Origin of the sequence: Aeromicrobium fastidiosum (assembly GCF_017876595.1) — a bacterium.
In the GTDB taxonomy this organism is placed as follows: Bacteria; Actinomycetota; Actinomycetes; order Propionibacteriales; family Nocardioidaceae; genus Aeromicrobium; species Aeromicrobium fastidiosum.
Window position 1 is genome coordinate 186,913 of record NZ_JAGIOG010000001.1, and the last position, 12,909, is coordinate 199,821.

Consider the following 12,909-nt stretch of genomic DNA (forward strand, 5'->3'; position numbering starts at 1 on the left):
GTTAGCACGCTCAGCGCAGACCCGGCACCGTGCTGGTCGCTTCGCGGGCCCTGCTAGCGCAGACCCGCGAAGAGGTCTGTCTCCGGCAGGCTCGTCTCGACCTTGGCGTCGACGAGCTGGTAGTCCTCACTGGGCCACGCCTCGGCCTGGATCTCGCGCGGGATCGAGAAGAACCAGCCGTCGGGGTCGATCTGCGTCGCGTGCGCCAGCAGGGCGGCGTCGCGCACCTCGAAGTACTCTGCGCACTCGACCTGCGTGGTCATGCGGGCCTCGTCCTCGGGCTTGCGCTCCCAGTCCTTGAACCGCTCGGCATAGGGGTTCTCGAGACCGTGCTCGTCGCAGGCCTTCGCGATCGCCTCCATCTTCGCGTAGCTCCAGCCGAGGTGGTAGTAGAGCTTCGAGACCTGCCACGGCTCTCCGGCGTCCGGGTAGCGCGTGGGGTCGGCGGCGGCCTCGTAGGCGGCGACGCTGACGAGGTGGCACATGATGTGGTCGGGGTGCGGGTAGCCGCCGTTCTCGTCGTACGTCGTCAGCACGTGGGGCTTGAACTCACGGATGAGACGGACGAGGGGCTCAGTGGCCTCCTCGACGGGTACGAGGCCGAAGCAGCCCTCGGGCAGCGGCGGCTTAGGATCGCCCTCGGGCCAGCCGGAGTCGACGAACCCCAGCCAGTCCTGCGTGACGCCGAGGATCTCGCGGGCCCGGTCCATCTCCTCACGGCGGATCTGCGTGATGAGCTCGGGGTCGTCCTCGATGCCCGGGTGCTTGAACTGCGGGTTGAGGATCGAGCCGCGCTCGCCGCCGGTGCAGGTGACGACGTGGACGTCGACCCCCTCGGCGACGTACTTCGCGGTCGACGCAGCGCCCTTGCTCGACTCGTCGTCGGGGTGGGCGTGCACGTGCATCAGGCGGAGCTTCTCGGCCACGGTTCTCCTTCGAAGGCGTGCGCAAATCCTTGCACCTGTGCGAACAATGGGTGCCGCCCGGGTGTTCCACCGTCCGATCCGGGCCGTCGCTGCCGCGGGTGGGACCGGCCTGAGACACTGGACGACGTGACCGACCTCAACGCCCGCTACGCGCCCCGCCAGCGTCCCCGATGGTTCTGGCCTGCGATCGCGGCAGTCGGCATCACCCTCGGCATCGCCTTCGCGGCATGGGTCGGCTTCCAGAAGGATCCCGTCACCGGACGCCTCTGGGGCTACGAGGTCAAGAGCGACAACCAGGTCGCGGTCAAGGTCGACGTGATCCGGCCCGACCCCATCGACGTCACGTGCACCGTCTACTCCCAGGCCGCCGACCACTCGATCGTCGGCGAGAAGACCTTCGACGTCCCGGCGTCGCGGCGCGAAAAGGTTCGCGTCTTCGTCGACATCGAGACCGAGCGCAGAGGCGTCAACGGTGTCCTGAGAACGTGTGTGCCGGCTGATTGAGTGCTAGCCTCGTGAGTTCACCCCGGGCGGTTTCCCGGGGTTCCGTACGTAAAGGAGAGCTCACATGACTCAGCCCACAGACACCGACACCATCTGGGTGACCCAGGAGGCGTACGACCGTCTGAAGCAGGAGCTCGAGCACCTCAAGGGCGATGTCTGGACCGACATCACCACCAAGATCGCCGCCGCTCGCGACGAGGGCGACCTCAAGGAGAACGGCGGATACCACGCCGCCCGCGAGGAGCAGGGCAAGACCAAGGCCCGCATCGACCAGCTCGAGAGCATGCTGCGGCGCGCCGAGGTCGGCGACAAGCCGGCTGACGACGGCACGGTCGAGGCCGGCATGATCGTGACGATCCGCTTCGAGGGCGACACCGACACCGAGGAGTTCCTGCTCGGCTCGCGCGAGCTGCTCAGCATGGACTCCAACGTCGAGATCGACGTCTACTCCCCCACGTCGCCGCTGGGTGCCGCGATCCTGGACAAGAAGGTCGGCGACTCCGCGTCGTACGAAACCCCCAACGGCAAGAGCATCACGGTCGAGATCGTCGCCGCCAAGCCGTTCTGAGCGCATCCGCCGGTTGAGCCTGTCCGCCGGTTGAGCTTGTCGAAACGCCCTTTCGACGAGCTCAAGGGGCGGATTTCAGAGCAGCTGGTAGCCCAGCTGCTCGAGCTGGGTGATGACGTCGGAGCGGTCCTGCGGGCCCCGCGTCGCCACCCGCACGTCGACGTCGACCTGCCGGACCGGCAGCGACTCCGACGCCCGGTCGTGGTTGACGTCGAGCACGTTGACCTGCATCGCGGCGAGATCGCCCAGCAGCCGCATGAGCTCGCCCGGACGGTCGGAGATACGCGCCCGGAAGCTCAGGAACCGACCGGCGGCGACGAGACCGTGCCGGATGACGTCGAGCAGCACGAGGGCGTCGATGTTGCCACCTGAGAGCACCGCGACGACAGGCCCCTCGAACTCGTCCGGACGATCGAGCACCGCCGCGACTGCCGCCGTGCCGGCGGGCTCGACCAGCATCTTGGCCCGCTCGAGCAGGTGCACCAGCGCCGTGCTCATGGCGTCCTCGCTGACCGTGATGACCTCGTCGAGGTGCTGGGTGAGGATCTCGAAGGGGATGTCGCCGGGCTGCGCGACCGCGATGCCGTCGGCCATCGTGACGCCCATCGCCGTCGCGACGGGGTGACCGGCCGCGATCGAGGCGGGGTACGCGGCAGCGTCCTCGGCCTGCACGCCGATGATGCGCAGGTCGGGGCGCTCGGTGCGCAGCAGGGCGACACCCGCCGCCAGACCACCGCCACCCAGCGGCACCAGGATCGTCTTGACGTCGGGGCACTGCTCCAGCACCTCGAGGCCCAGCGTCCCCTGCCCGGCGACGATGTCCTCGTGGTCGAACGGGTGGATCAGCACGGCCCCCGTGCGCTCGGCGAACTCGCGGGCCGGCACGAGCGCCTCGGTGACCCCGGAGCCGTGGAAGCGCACCTCGGCCCCGTAGCCCTCGGTCGCAGCGACCTTGGGCAGCGCCGCGCCGACCGGCATGAAGATCGTGGCCTTCGCACCCAGCAGCGACGCCGCGAGGGCGACGCCCTGAGCGTGGTTGCCGGCGCTCGCCGCGACGACGCCTCGCGCGCGCTCCTCGGGGCTGAGTCGCGCGATGCGCACGTACGCGCCGCGGATCTTGAACGAGCCGGTGCGCTGCAGGTTCTCGGCCTTCAGGAACACGTCCTGCCCCGTGCGGCTGCTCAGCCACCGCGAGTGCGCCATCGGCGTCGTCTCGGTGACTCCCTTGAGCAGGCCGCGAGCCGCCCTCACATCGTCCAGGTCCACCTGGCCACCCTAACCGTCGCAGGTAGCGCATCTTGGTTGCGTCATGCAACTGATATATGCTTGCGTCATGCAACCAGCCGTCATGCCGTCCGCCCCGGTCACCGACGAGGTGCCGACCACCGAGGAGGCCGTCCTGAGATTCGTCATGGCCATGGGCCGGCGGATCCGCGCCCGCATCGACGGCGACACCGTCGACCCGTCCCAGGCCGCGATCCTCTACTCGCTGTCGTGCCGTGGACCCATGCGCCTGGGCGATCTCGCCGAGTCGATGCGGCTCGACGCGTCGACGGTCAGTCGTCACGTGCATCAGCTGGGCGAGCACGAATTCGTCCGTCGCGACCCTGACCCCGCCGACGGACGCGCCAGCATCATCGACATCACCGCGGAGGGCCGCACCGCTCTGCGGCGGACGTTCGACCAGCGTCGCGCCTTCGTCTCCGAGGCCTTGGCCGACTGGAGCGACGACGACCGCACCCGTCTGCGTGACGACATCACCCGCCTCACCGCCGACCTCGGCGACAGCTGAGACTCCCCTCCCCCGCCCTCAGGGGCGGTCGCGGGCCGGCAGCTTGTCGACGACCAGGTCGTAGGAGTCCTCGACGAGCTCCTCGAGCAGACCGGCGGGCAGGCTGCCGTCGAGCTGCACCGTGATCCAGTGCTTCTTGTTCATGTGCCACCCGCGCATGATCGCGTCGTAGGTGTCGACGAGCCCGGTGACGTCCGGCGGCTCGGCCTTGAGGTTGATGCTCGTCGGCTCGTCCTGCGTCAGCGCGAACATGCGTCCACCGACCTTGTAGACCGCCGTGCCCTCACTGAAGGGGTACGTCCGGGTGGCACCGGGCATGGCAGCGCAGAGGGCGTGGACGTCGACGGTCATGCCGGTTCGGGCTCCAGCCCCACATCGTCCTCTGGCTCGTCCTGGTAGTCCTGCGCGACCGACACGAGATGCCTGACGACGCCGTTGAGGCACGCCGCCAACGGCACCGCGATCAGGGCACCGACCACGCCGGCCACCGTGACGCCCGCCGCGATTGCGATGATGATCGCGAGCGGGTGGACGGCGACGAGGCGGCCCATCAGGAACGGCTGGAGCACGTGCGACTCCAGCTGCTGGATGCCGACGACGACCAGCAGCATGAACAGCGCCGTGACAGGTCCCTGCGCGACGAGCGCGACCAGCACCGCGACCATGCCCGACAGCAAGGCACCGATGATCGGGATGAACGCGCCGAGGAACACCAGGACGCCGATCGCGAAGGTCAGCGGCACACCCAGCACCCATGCGCCCAGGGCGATGCCCACGGCATCCGTGAAGGCCACGATGACCGTCGCCCGCACGAACGCCACGAGCGACGCCCATGCGGTGTGGCCCGAGGAGTCGACGCGCTCCCGCGCGGCCCTGGGGAACAGGGCCACGATCCAGCCCCAGATGCGCTGCCCCTCGTACAGGAAGAAGAACGCCGAGAACAGGGCGATGAAGAAGCCGGCGAGCACGTGCGTCAGGGTCGAGCCGAGCTCGCCGACCCGCGTCACGACCGAGGTGTCGCTCGACTGGATCGACTCCTTGGCGGTGTCGATGTAGCCCTGGATCTGGCTGTCGGTCAGCTTGAGCGGGCCGGTCTTGGCCCAGTCCTGCACCTGCGTGATGCCCTGGACGACGTTGTCGCGCAGATCGGTGACCTGCGTCGAGAGCTGCTGACCCACCAGCGCGAGGGCACCGAAGAAGGACACCAGCATGACGATCACGACGACGAACGTCGCGAGCACGCGCGGCAGCCCCTTGCGCTCGAGCCAGTTGACCGCGTTGATCGTCAGCGCCGTGCCGAGCAGGGCGACCGCGAGGGGCACCGTGATCTCGGAGAAGTAGCGCAGCAGGAAGATGCCGACGCCGCCGGCAGCGGCGATCACCAGCAGCCGCCACGCCCACGCCGTCGCGATCTCCACGCCGGGCGGGACCTGATATCTCTCGATGCTCACAGAGCCACTCTCCTCGCGGGTCAGCGTAGCCGTGAAGGAACCTGATGCGCTCGCCGAGAGTTGTCTTCTCGTGACGTTCTCGACCGTGCGCCTCGTCGCGCCCCTCGCCGCGGCGGCCCTGCTCGCCTCCTGCTCGTCCGGCGGCGCGGACCCCGCCGGCTCGGGTGAGGACTCCCCCACGTCCGCGCCGACTGCCGCCGCACTGCCTGATGCTCCGTCCAACCCCTACACCGGCCGATCAGCGCAGTTCCGCGACCGCCAGCTGCTGAACGCCGCCGGAACGGGCGACGCCGACAAGATCGCCCTGCTCGTCGAAGCGGGGGCCAACGTCGAGACACGGGACGCACGTGAGCGCACCCCCCTCCTGATCGCCGCGACCGACGACCACGTCGCCGCGGCGCGCGTGCTCGTCGGCGCAGGTGCCGACCCCGATGCGCTCGACGTCCGGCACGACACCCCGTGGCTCGTCACCGGCGTGACCGGCAGCATCCCGATGGCGCAGGTGCTGCTGACCGCGTCGCCCGACCTGACGATCCGCAACCGCTTCGGCGGCGTCTCGCACATCCCCGCCAGCGAGCGCGGGCACGCCGACTACGTCGCGTTCGTCGTCCAGAGCACCGACATCGCGATCGACCACGTCAACGACCTCGGCTGGACCGCGCTGCTGGAGGCCGTGATCCTGGGCCGGGGAACAGAACCCTGGCAGCGCATTGTTGACACTCTTGTGAAGAACGGCGCAGACGTGTCGATCGCCGACCGTGACGGGATCACCGCTCTGCAGCATGCTCGCCGGCTCGGGTTCACCGAGATCGCCGGCATCCTCGACCGCGCTTCATCCTGACCACTGCACCCCTGCCACGAGAGGCGAACACGATGATCTTCGGTCGCAGCAAGTCTGAGCTTCCCACCCCCGAGTCGGCCCTGCCCGGCCGCGAGGGCCGTCCGTTCCAGGTCGGCGGTACGCACCTCGTGCTCGGCACCCCCGTCGAGACCCAGGTGCCCGACGGCTACGAGTCCGCCGTCTTCGGCCTCGGTTGCTTCTGGGGCGAGGAGAAGACGTTCTGGGAGGTGCCCGGTGTCTGGTCGACGTCTGTCGGATACGCCGGCGGCCAGACCCAGCACCCCACCTACGAGGAGGTGTGCTCCGGCCGCACGGGTCACGCCGAGGTCGTCCGCGTCATCTGGGACCCGGCCGAGCTGACGTTCCACGACCTGCTCAAGACGTTCTGGGAGAACCACGACCCCACCCAGGGCATGCGCCAGGGCAACGACCGTGGCACCCAGTACCGCTCGGTCATCCTCACCACGACGCCCGAGCAGCAGGCCGAGGCCGAGGCATCACGGGACGCCTACCAGGTCACGATGACCCAGGCCGGCTACGGCGAGATCACCACCTCGATCATGCCGCTGGAGCGTTACTACTACGCCGAGGACTACCACCAGCAGTACCTCGTCAAGAACCCGTTCGGCTACTGCCCGCTGCACGCGACGGGCGTGGCGTACGAGCCTGCTGGCGCCTGAGCGCAACAACGGGGAACTTCCCAGTCACTAGGTGACTGGGAAGTTCCCCGTTGACGTCGGCGGCCATCGCGCCGCTCATCGAACGCGGGATCACTCCCAGGTCATCGGTCATCCGTACTCGTCGACATCGATCGTCGCCCCCATCGCCACCAGCAGCTCGAGGGTCTCAGCGTCCAACGACCACCCCAGCATCTGATGCTGCCCGGGCATCTTCTCCCAGGAGTGGCCTTCCTCGTCGATCGTGACGGTCTCCTCCGGTTGACCGTCATCATCGTTGAAGTACCTCACGACCTGCAGCGTGGCGAACACCTCGTTCGTGTCGACGAGCTGACGAATTCGTTCCGCCGCCGGGGCCACCCGGCCGAGGACGGCGGAGGCCAAGGCGTCGAGATCAAGCCCCGGAGTCCGGCAAACGATCTTCCAAGCATGACTCGCCGGACGGACAGGATCGAGCTGCCTGCTCCCCCGAACCAGGACCTCATCGGGATCCACAGCTAGGTAGGCAGCCATCTCGGCCGCCGACATCGAGTCGCTGTCCAGCACGAAGTAGACGTACTGGCTCATCCGCATGCGTGGCTGTTGCCGAATCCGCATCCACGAGGGTCGTCGCACGAATCAAAGACTAGTGCGGGTGCACCTGCAGAAACCGAGGCTGCGGGCCCCCACGGCGTCGCCGACGTCCGACCGTCCCATCCTGATGCATCGTGACCGCATACCGGTCGGGATGCATCAGGATCGGCGAAGGTACGCGGGCGTACCTTCAGTGAATGACCCTTCGACCGTGTGCTGACACGTCACAGGCTGACTGGCTTCTCGCGTCGGGCGTCTCCTGGCACCAGGTGGTGGGCTTCGGGCCTGCGGGCTTCGAGGCCTACGCGCGTCTGAGGTTCATCCCCGATCCCGTGCGGCCGGGACAGCACGAGGGCGACGTCGAGGTGCCCGACGACCACCCGTCCGACTGGTCACAGGCCTTGTCGGCCCTCGATGTCCTCGCACGGTTCACCCAGTCGGAGCGCTGGTTCATCTGCGTGTGGGAGGGGTCGGGGCACGACGTGCCGCCGGCGGTGTTCCGCGAGCCGCTGGTCGGGCCGCCGGAACGTCGCTACTTCATGGCCGAGGGGACGAGCGACGACCTCGCGCAGTGGGAGACGATGTTCGAGCACGGCCAGCCCGTGCCCGCACTCGTCTGGCCCGCCGATCGGGCGTGGTGCTTCGCCAGCGACGTCGACGCGCACTGGGCCGGGATCGGCGCGAGCGCGGCCGCCGTCCAGGCACTCATGAGCAGCGGTCTCGACGTCGTCCCGGCCGATCCTGAGGAGCCTCAACCGACCTACTACTGAGCGCGACCAGATAGCGTCGCCGGCATGGCCATGTCGCGTGCCGAGCTCGAGTCGTTCGCGGGGCGCACGATCCCCGACCTGATGCCCGATGCCCTCCGGCTGCTGTTCATCGGCATCAACCCCGGCCTCGTCAGCGCCGCGACCGGGATGCACTTCGCGCGTCCGGGCAACCGGTTCTACCCGGCGCTGCGGCTGGCGGGGGTCATCCCCCACGGCGCCGTGACGCCCGAGCTGGCGGCACCGGCCCTGACGGCGCGGGGCGTGGGCATCACCAACATCGTCGCCCGGGCGTCGGCACGGGCCGACGAGCTGGACGACGTCGAGCTCGTCGAGGGACGCGTCCGCCTGGAACGACTGATCCACGCGCGGCGTCCGAAGGTCGTCGCGTTCGCGGGCATCACGTCCTACCGCATCGCGTACGGCGAGAAGAAGGCCCGGCCGGGACTCCAGGAGCGGACGATCGCCGGTGCCGCGGTGTGGGTCGTCCCGAATCCCAGCGGCCTCAACGCGCACGAGACCGTCACCTCGCTGGCGGCCGCCTACCGTTCCGCCGCCGCAGCGGCCGGGATCGTCCCGCCGACCTGAGGCACCCACCGAGGGACGCTCTCACCCACCTCGCGTTGCAACCCTCGGTAGGTGACGGAATCCCACGAGACCGTGGTGAACCGGCACCCCGTCAGCGTTTGTCGCGCTGGCCGTCGACCATCGAGGCCGCGACCCTGTCGGCACCACCGGCACGCTGCAGCGACGCCGACAGCGTCGGGAAGACGCCGCCGATCGCCGTGCCGACGCGCAGCTCGACCGGTGCCACCACGACCTCGGCCCGGTTCTTGCGGATCGCGTGCACGACCTTGGCGGCCACCTGCTCCGGGCTGACGGTCCGCACACCGGACGGCAGCTCGGCCCCCGACTCGACGAACATCCCGGCGTCACGGACGAACCCCGGTTCGACGATCGAGAGGCCGACACCCAGCGGAGCGAGGTCCTGCCGCAGCGCCAGCGAGAACCCGCGGAGCCCGAACTTGGTCGCGTTGTACATCGCCGCATTGCCGGAGGCGACCTTGCCCGCCACCGACCCGATCATGACGATGTGCCCACGCCCCCGATCGGCCATCCCCAGCGCGGCGTCGCGGGCCATCAGCATCGGCACCTCGAGGTTGACCGCGAGATTGCGCCGGATCTGCTCGTGCGTGTATTCCAGCACGGCACCCGATCCGGGCAGGGCCGCGTTGGCGACGAGGACGTCGAGGTCGCCCGCGTCGGCCATCAGGCGGCGGACATCATCAGGCTCGGCCAGATCGGCGACGACGACCCGCGCACCCAGCTCGGCCGCCAATGGTTCGAGGACCTCGCGCCGGCGTCCGCTGATCATCAGGTCGCAGCCCTCGGCGGACAGCGCCCTGGCGATGGCCTGACCGATGCCGCCCGTCGCACCGGTCACGAGCGCTCGCGCGCCCCTCAGCTCGAATCCCATCACGATCCTCTCGACGTCCGGACCGCCAGCGTAGGGCGCGCGGGACGGTTCAGCCCGCCTCGGCGACTCTCAGCACCTCGGGCATGACGTCGTAGACCGCGAGGACGAGCTGCTGCACCGCCGCCGCGACCTGCTCGCCGGCTGCGGTCAGCGCGTAGTCGACGTGCGCCGGCAGCGTCGACTGCACACGGCGGTCGATCAGCCCGTCGCGCTCGAGCGACTTGAGCGTCTGCGACAGCATCTTCTCGCTGATGCCGTCGACGTGGCGCCGCAGCTCGCCGAAGCGGGCCGGCTCGGTCGACAGGGCCGCAAGCGTCAGGGCGCCCCACTTGCTCGTGACGTGCTCGAGGACGACGCGGGACGGGCACCCGCCCGCCATGACGTCGAACGGACGATCGGCTTCGCTGGACACGGGCACCTCCTGAGGTTCGCTCATGCTATCACTTGGTTAGCGCTAACCAATAGTTGGCACTTACTAATCGTTAGTGTATGTTCGCAGTGACCGAGCGGACAGCCCGCCCGCACTCGAAAGGACCTCACCATGACCATCGCCGTCACCGCGGCCAGCGGACAGCTGGGCACCCTCGTCGTCGACTCGCTGCTGACCCGCGTCCCCGCCTCCGAGATCGTCGCCATCATCCGCGACAGCGCCAAGGCGCAGCCGCTCGCCGACAAGGGCGTCACGGTCCGGATCGCCGGATACGACGATCCCGATGCCCTCACGGCAGCCCTCGAGGGCGTCGACAGGCTGCTGCTGATCTCGGGCAACGAGTTCGGCCAGCGCCTCGCGCAGCACAGCAACGTCATCGACGCCGCCTCAGCCCAGGGCGTCTCGCTGCTGGCCTACACCAGCGCGCCCTCGGTCGACACGTCCACGCTGCCCGTCGCCCCCGAGCACCTCGCCACCGAGCAGTACCTCGCGACGACCGATCTGGACGTCGTCCTGCTGCGCAACGGCTGGTACCACGAGAACTACCTGACGAGCGTCGACGCGGCCCGTCACACCGGCGTCGTGCTGACGAGCGCCGGCGAGGGCAAGGTCTCGAGCGCTGCGCGTGTCGACTTCGCCGAGGCCGCGGCCGTCGTGCTGACGACCGACCAGCCGCTCAAGCCCGTCTACGAGCTCGGTGGGGACGTCGCGTGGTCGCAGGCCGATCTCGCAGCGACGCTGGGAGACCTGCTCGGCACCACCGTCACCGTGGCCGAGGTGTCGCCCGAGGAGCAGGCCACGACGCTTGCCGCGGCCGGTGTCCCGCAGATGTGGGTCGACTTCACCGTCGCGACCGACGCCTCGATCAAGCAGGGCGAGCTCGAGATCCCGGGCAACGAGCTCAGCACCCTGATCGGACGCCCGGCGACGCCCCTGGCCGACTCGCTGCGCACGGCTGTCTGACCGCACGACCCTGACCGAACGACCCAGCGGGGCCTGACATCGTCGGGCCCCGCCGTTACGGTCTGAGGATGGAACAACGCGTCAGCCTGATCACCCTCGGCGTCTCCGACCTCGCCCGCGCCCGCCGGTTCTACGAGCACGGCCTGGGGTGGACCAAGGGCAATCCCCAGGACGAGGTCGCGTTCTACCAGCTCACCAACGGTCTGGTGCTGGCTGTCTGGACGCGGGACGACCTCGCAGCTGATGCCCGGGTCGCCGACACAGGGGCGACGTTCAGCGGCATCACGATCGCGTTCAACACCCGCTCGCGCAACGAGGTCGACGAGGTGCTCGCAGCGGCCGAGGCGGCCGGCGGCACCGTCACCAAGCCCGCCGAGGAGCAGGTGTGGGGCGGCTACTCGGGGTACTTCGCCGATCCCGACGGACACCCGTGGGAGGTCGCGTTCAACCCGGGCTGGTCGATCGACGAGGCGGGGCACGTCGCGCTCTCCTGACCCGCGGCGGCTGGGGTGGCGTCGGCACCGACGACCCGGGCCGGCGTACGCAGCGTCAGCCCCAGCTCGAAGCCCTCGGGCATCAGCGTCAGCCGCTCGGTGATCGACAGCTCGTACGACAGGTCGGCCGTCAGCTCGTAGCGGTGCAGCATCCGGGCCAGCACCAAGATGGCCTCGTGCAGGGCGAACTGTCGTCCGATGCACGACCGCTCCCCCGTGCCGAACGGCTTGTACGTCTGCGTCGGACGTCCGCGGGAGTGCCCGGGCAGGAACCGGTCAGGGTCGAACTCGTCTGCGGTGTCGCCCCAGACCGATGGATCGCGGTGCACCGCCGGCAGCAGCACGAGAGCCCAGTCCTGCGGCCGCATGACGTGCCCTGACGACAGGGTCGTGGTCTCGCGCGGGCTGCGCGCATAGGCCGGGGCCGTCGGCCACAGCCGCAGTCCCTCGTCGAGCACCCGGCGCAGGAACCGGAACTTCGCGACCTGCTCGAAGGTCGGCTCGACGTCGCGATCCGGCCCCAGGATGCGGTCGACCTCCTCGTGCGCGCGGGCGAGCAGCCCCGGGTTGCGCGTGAGGTAGTAGAGCGCGAACGACAGCGCGCCCGACGTCGTCTCGTGCCCCGCCACCAGGAAGGTCAGGATCTGGTGCCGGATGTTGAGGTCGTCGAGCCGGGCACCCGTCTCGGGGTGCGGGGTGTGCAGCATGATCCCCAGCAGATCGGTGTCGTCCACTTCGGGAGAGGCGCGGCGGGTCGAGATGATGTCGTCGAGCAGCCCGTCGACGTAGGCCTGGTGGTGCGCGTTGCGCTTGTCGATGCGCTTGGCCATCAACGACGCGCCGGGCATCGAGTTGAGCGTGCCCTTGCGCTGACCGGCTCTCAGCGCGGCGATCATCGCCGGGATGAACGGATGCGGCTCGTCGCGGGTGAACGAGCCGAAGTCCTGGCTGAAGGCCGTGCGGCTGATGGTTTCCATCGTCAGCTTGGTCATGTCGGCCGACACGTCGACCGGGGCCGTGGCCTCGTCCCAGTGGTCGAACAGCTCCTGCGCGGCAGCGAGCATCACGGGGTGGTAGCGCCGCATGGCGTCGCGCGTGAACGCCGGACGCAGCAGGTCGTGCGCGAGCGCCCAGTCGGTCTCGTCGTTGTACGCCGTGAACAGTCCCGCACCGGCGAACTCGCGCAGCGCCTCCAGGGCCGGCGAGAGCGCCTTCTCGAAGCGTGATTCGTCGGCCAGCTCGGCGGAGAGCTCGGCCCCCGTGACCACCACGAACTTCTGGTCGAAGATCTTGAGCTCGAAGATGGGCCCCAGCCCCTTCGAACGCTCGAGCGAGCTCTGCAGCGGCTTGCGGGGATCGGCTCCCAGCACGTCACCGACCAGCGGGCGCCGTCCGGGCGGGTGCGGAAAGCTCTGGCCGCTCCAGTCGTTGCGCACCGTCCGCACC

At 69.3% G+C, this 12,909-nt stretch carries 17 protein-coding genes; 9 read left to right on the forward strand and 8 right to left on the reverse strand.

Going from position 1 to position 12,909, the window contains the following annotated elements; translation table 11 throughout:
- Window positions 1-53: 53 nt before the first annotated feature.
- Window positions 54-926 carry a mycothiol conjugate amidase Mca gene (mca, locus tag JOF40_RS00910; protein WP_129183225.1) on the reverse strand — a complete coding sequence of 291 codons (873 nt, stop codon included), beginning with the start codon at window positions 924-926 and terminating at the stop codon, window positions 54-56.
- Window positions 927-1,052: 126 nt separating this feature from the next.
- Here mca and JOF40_RS00915 point away from each other — a divergent pair, with 126 nt between their 5' ends.
- Window positions 1,053-1,430: a DUF4307 domain-containing protein gene (locus JOF40_RS00915; protein ID WP_188111745.1), complete on the forward strand. Its 378-nt coding sequence runs from the start codon at window positions 1,053-1,055 to the stop codon at window positions 1,428-1,430.
- 64 nt (window positions 1,431-1,494) lie between these two features.
- Window positions 1,495-1,998: a transcription elongation factor GreA gene (gene greA / locus JOF40_RS00920; protein WP_129183229.1), complete on the forward strand. Its 504-nt coding sequence runs from the start codon at window positions 1,495-1,497 to the stop codon at window positions 1,996-1,998.
- Window positions 1,999-2,073: 75 nt separating this feature from the next.
- On the opposite strand, the gene ilvA is transcribed toward greA, so the two are convergent.
- Complete coding sequence (ilvA, locus tag JOF40_RS00925; protein ID WP_129183231.1) at window positions 2,074-3,264, reverse strand: threonine ammonia-lyase; 1,191 nt, start codon at window positions 3,262-3,264, stop codon at window positions 2,074-2,076.
- A gap of 67 nt (window positions 3,265-3,331) precedes the next feature.
- Here ilvA and JOF40_RS00930 point away from each other — a divergent pair, with 67 nt between their 5' ends.
- Window positions 3,332-3,790 (forward strand): MarR family winged helix-turn-helix transcriptional regulator, encoded by a 459-nt coding sequence (locus JOF40_RS00930; RefSeq protein ID WP_188111744.1) that lies wholly within the window; start codon window positions 3,332-3,334, stop codon window positions 3,788-3,790.
- 18 nt (window positions 3,791-3,808) lie between these two features.
- Here the strand turns inward: JOF40_RS00930 and JOF40_RS00935 are convergent, their stop codons facing one another.
- Both JOF40_RS00935 and JOF40_RS00940 read right to left on the reverse strand, forming a co-directional pair.
- Entirely contained in the window at window positions 3,809-4,141 is a 333-nt protein-coding gene (locus JOF40_RS00935) for an MmcQ/YjbR family DNA-binding protein (protein ID WP_129183235.1), read from the reverse strand.
- Window positions 4,138-5,241 carry an AI-2E family transporter gene (locus tag JOF40_RS00940; protein ID WP_246152809.1) on the reverse strand — a complete coding sequence of 368 codons (1,104 nt, stop codon included), beginning with the start codon at window positions 5,239-5,241 and terminating at the stop codon, window positions 4,138-4,140. Before JOF40_RS00940 ends, JOF40_RS00935 begins: the two co-directional genes overlap by 4 nt.
- A gap of 31 nt (window positions 5,242-5,272) precedes the next feature.
- Here JOF40_RS00940 and JOF40_RS00945 point away from each other — a divergent pair, with 31 nt between their 5' ends.
- Window positions 5,273-6,082 carry an ankyrin repeat domain-containing protein gene (locus JOF40_RS00945; protein ID WP_209674304.1) on the forward strand — a complete coding sequence of 270 codons (810 nt, stop codon included), beginning with the start codon at window positions 5,273-5,275 and terminating at the stop codon, window positions 6,080-6,082.
- Between the two features lie 32 nt (window positions 6,083-6,114).
- Entirely contained in the window at window positions 6,115-6,762 is a 648-nt protein-coding gene (gene msrA / locus JOF40_RS00950) for a peptide-methionine (S)-S-oxide reductase MsrA (RefSeq protein ID WP_129183237.1), read from the forward strand.
- Window positions 6,763-6,870: 108 nt separating this feature from the next.
- On the opposite strand, the gene JOF40_RS00955 is transcribed toward msrA, so the two are convergent.
- Window positions 6,871-7,326: a DUF4279 domain-containing protein gene (locus tag JOF40_RS00955; protein ID WP_209674306.1), complete on the reverse strand. Its 456-nt coding sequence runs from the start codon at window positions 7,324-7,326 to the stop codon at window positions 6,871-6,873.
- Window positions 7,327-7,529: 203 nt separating this feature from the next.
- On the opposite strand from JOF40_RS00955, the gene JOF40_RS00960 reads away from it, so the two are divergent.
- Together JOF40_RS00960 and JOF40_RS00965 are read left to right on the forward strand one after the other, a co-directional pair.
- A complete protein-coding gene (locus tag JOF40_RS00960; protein WP_209674308.1) occupies window positions 7,530-8,102 on the forward strand; it encodes a hypothetical protein in 573 nt (190 codons plus the stop codon).
- A gap of 24 nt (window positions 8,103-8,126) precedes the next feature.
- Complete coding sequence (locus JOF40_RS00965; protein WP_129183241.1) at window positions 8,127-8,687, forward strand: mismatch-specific DNA-glycosylase; 561 nt, start codon at window positions 8,127-8,129, stop codon at window positions 8,685-8,687.
- Window positions 8,688-8,778: 91 nt separating this feature from the next.
- Here the strand turns inward: JOF40_RS00965 and JOF40_RS00970 are convergent, their stop codons facing one another.
- On the reverse strand, window positions 8,779-9,576 hold the full coding sequence (locus JOF40_RS00970) for an SDR family NAD(P)-dependent oxidoreductase (RefSeq protein ID WP_129183242.1): 798 nt from the start codon (window positions 9,574-9,576) through the stop codon (window positions 8,779-8,781).
- A 49-nt stretch (window positions 9,577-9,625) separates the two neighbouring features.
- Window positions 9,626-10,012: a winged helix-turn-helix transcriptional regulator gene (locus JOF40_RS00975; protein ID WP_129183244.1), complete on the reverse strand. Its 387-nt coding sequence runs from the start codon at window positions 10,010-10,012 to the stop codon at window positions 9,626-9,628.
- 105 nt (window positions 10,013-10,117) lie between these two features.
- Between JOF40_RS00975 and JOF40_RS00980 the strand changes: the two genes are divergently transcribed.
- On the forward strand, window positions 10,118-10,969 hold the full coding sequence (locus tag JOF40_RS00980; protein WP_129183246.1) for an SDR family oxidoreductase: 852 nt from the start codon (window positions 10,118-10,120) through the stop codon (window positions 10,967-10,969).
- Between the two features lie 68 nt (window positions 10,970-11,037).
- Entirely contained in the window at window positions 11,038-11,463 is a 426-nt protein-coding gene (locus tag JOF40_RS00985; protein ID WP_129183248.1) for a VOC family protein, read from the forward strand.
- Here the strand turns inward: JOF40_RS00985 and JOF40_RS00990 are convergent.
- Complete coding sequence (locus JOF40_RS00990) at window positions 11,364-12,899, reverse strand: cytochrome P450 (protein WP_129183250.1); 1,536 nt, start codon at window positions 12,897-12,899, stop codon at window positions 11,364-11,366. The genes JOF40_RS00985 and JOF40_RS00990 overlap by 100 nt on opposite strands.
- Window positions 12,900-12,909 lie beyond the last annotated feature (10 nt).

Bases quoted from the DNA above. Each gene is read 5' to 3' on its own strand.
- JOF40_RS00975 (WP_129183244.1), bottom strand. From the start codon at position 10,012: ATGAGCGAACCTCAGGAGGTGCCCGTGTCCAGCGAAGCCGATCGTCCG.
- JOF40_RS00960 (WP_209674308.1), top strand. From the start codon at position 7,530: ATGACCCTTCGACCGTGTGCTGACACGTCACAGGCTGACTGGCTTCTC.
- msrA (WP_129183237.1), top strand. From the start codon at position 6,115: ATGATCTTCGGTCGCAGCAAGTCTGAGCTTCCCACCCCCGAGTCGGCC.
- JOF40_RS00955 (WP_209674306.1), bottom strand. From the start codon at position 7,326: ATGAGCCAGTACGTCTACTTCGTGCTGGACAGCGACTCGATGTCGGCG.
- JOF40_RS00970 (WP_129183242.1), bottom strand. From the start codon at position 9,576: ATGGGATTCGAGCTGAGGGGCGCGCGAGCGCTCGTGACCGGTGCGACG.
- greA (WP_129183229.1), top strand. From the start codon at position 1,495: ATGACTCAGCCCACAGACACCGACACCATCTGGGTGACCCAGGAGGCG.
- JOF40_RS00965 (WP_129183241.1), top strand. From the start codon at position 8,127: ATGGCCATGTCGCGTGCCGAGCTCGAGTCGTTCGCGGGGCGCACGATC.
- JOF40_RS00930 (WP_188111744.1), top strand. From the start codon at position 3,332: ATGCAACCAGCCGTCATGCCGTCCGCCCCGGTCACCGACGAGGTGCCG.
- JOF40_RS00935 (WP_129183235.1), bottom strand. From the start codon at position 4,141: ATGACCGTCGACGTCCACGCCCTCTGCGCTGCCATGCCCGGTGCCACC.
- JOF40_RS00985 (WP_129183248.1), top strand. From the start codon at position 11,038: ATGGAACAACGCGTCAGCCTGATCACCCTCGGCGTCTCCGACCTCGCC.
- JOF40_RS00980 (WP_129183246.1), top strand. From the start codon at position 10,118: ATGACCATCGCCGTCACCGCGGCCAGCGGACAGCTGGGCACCCTCGTC.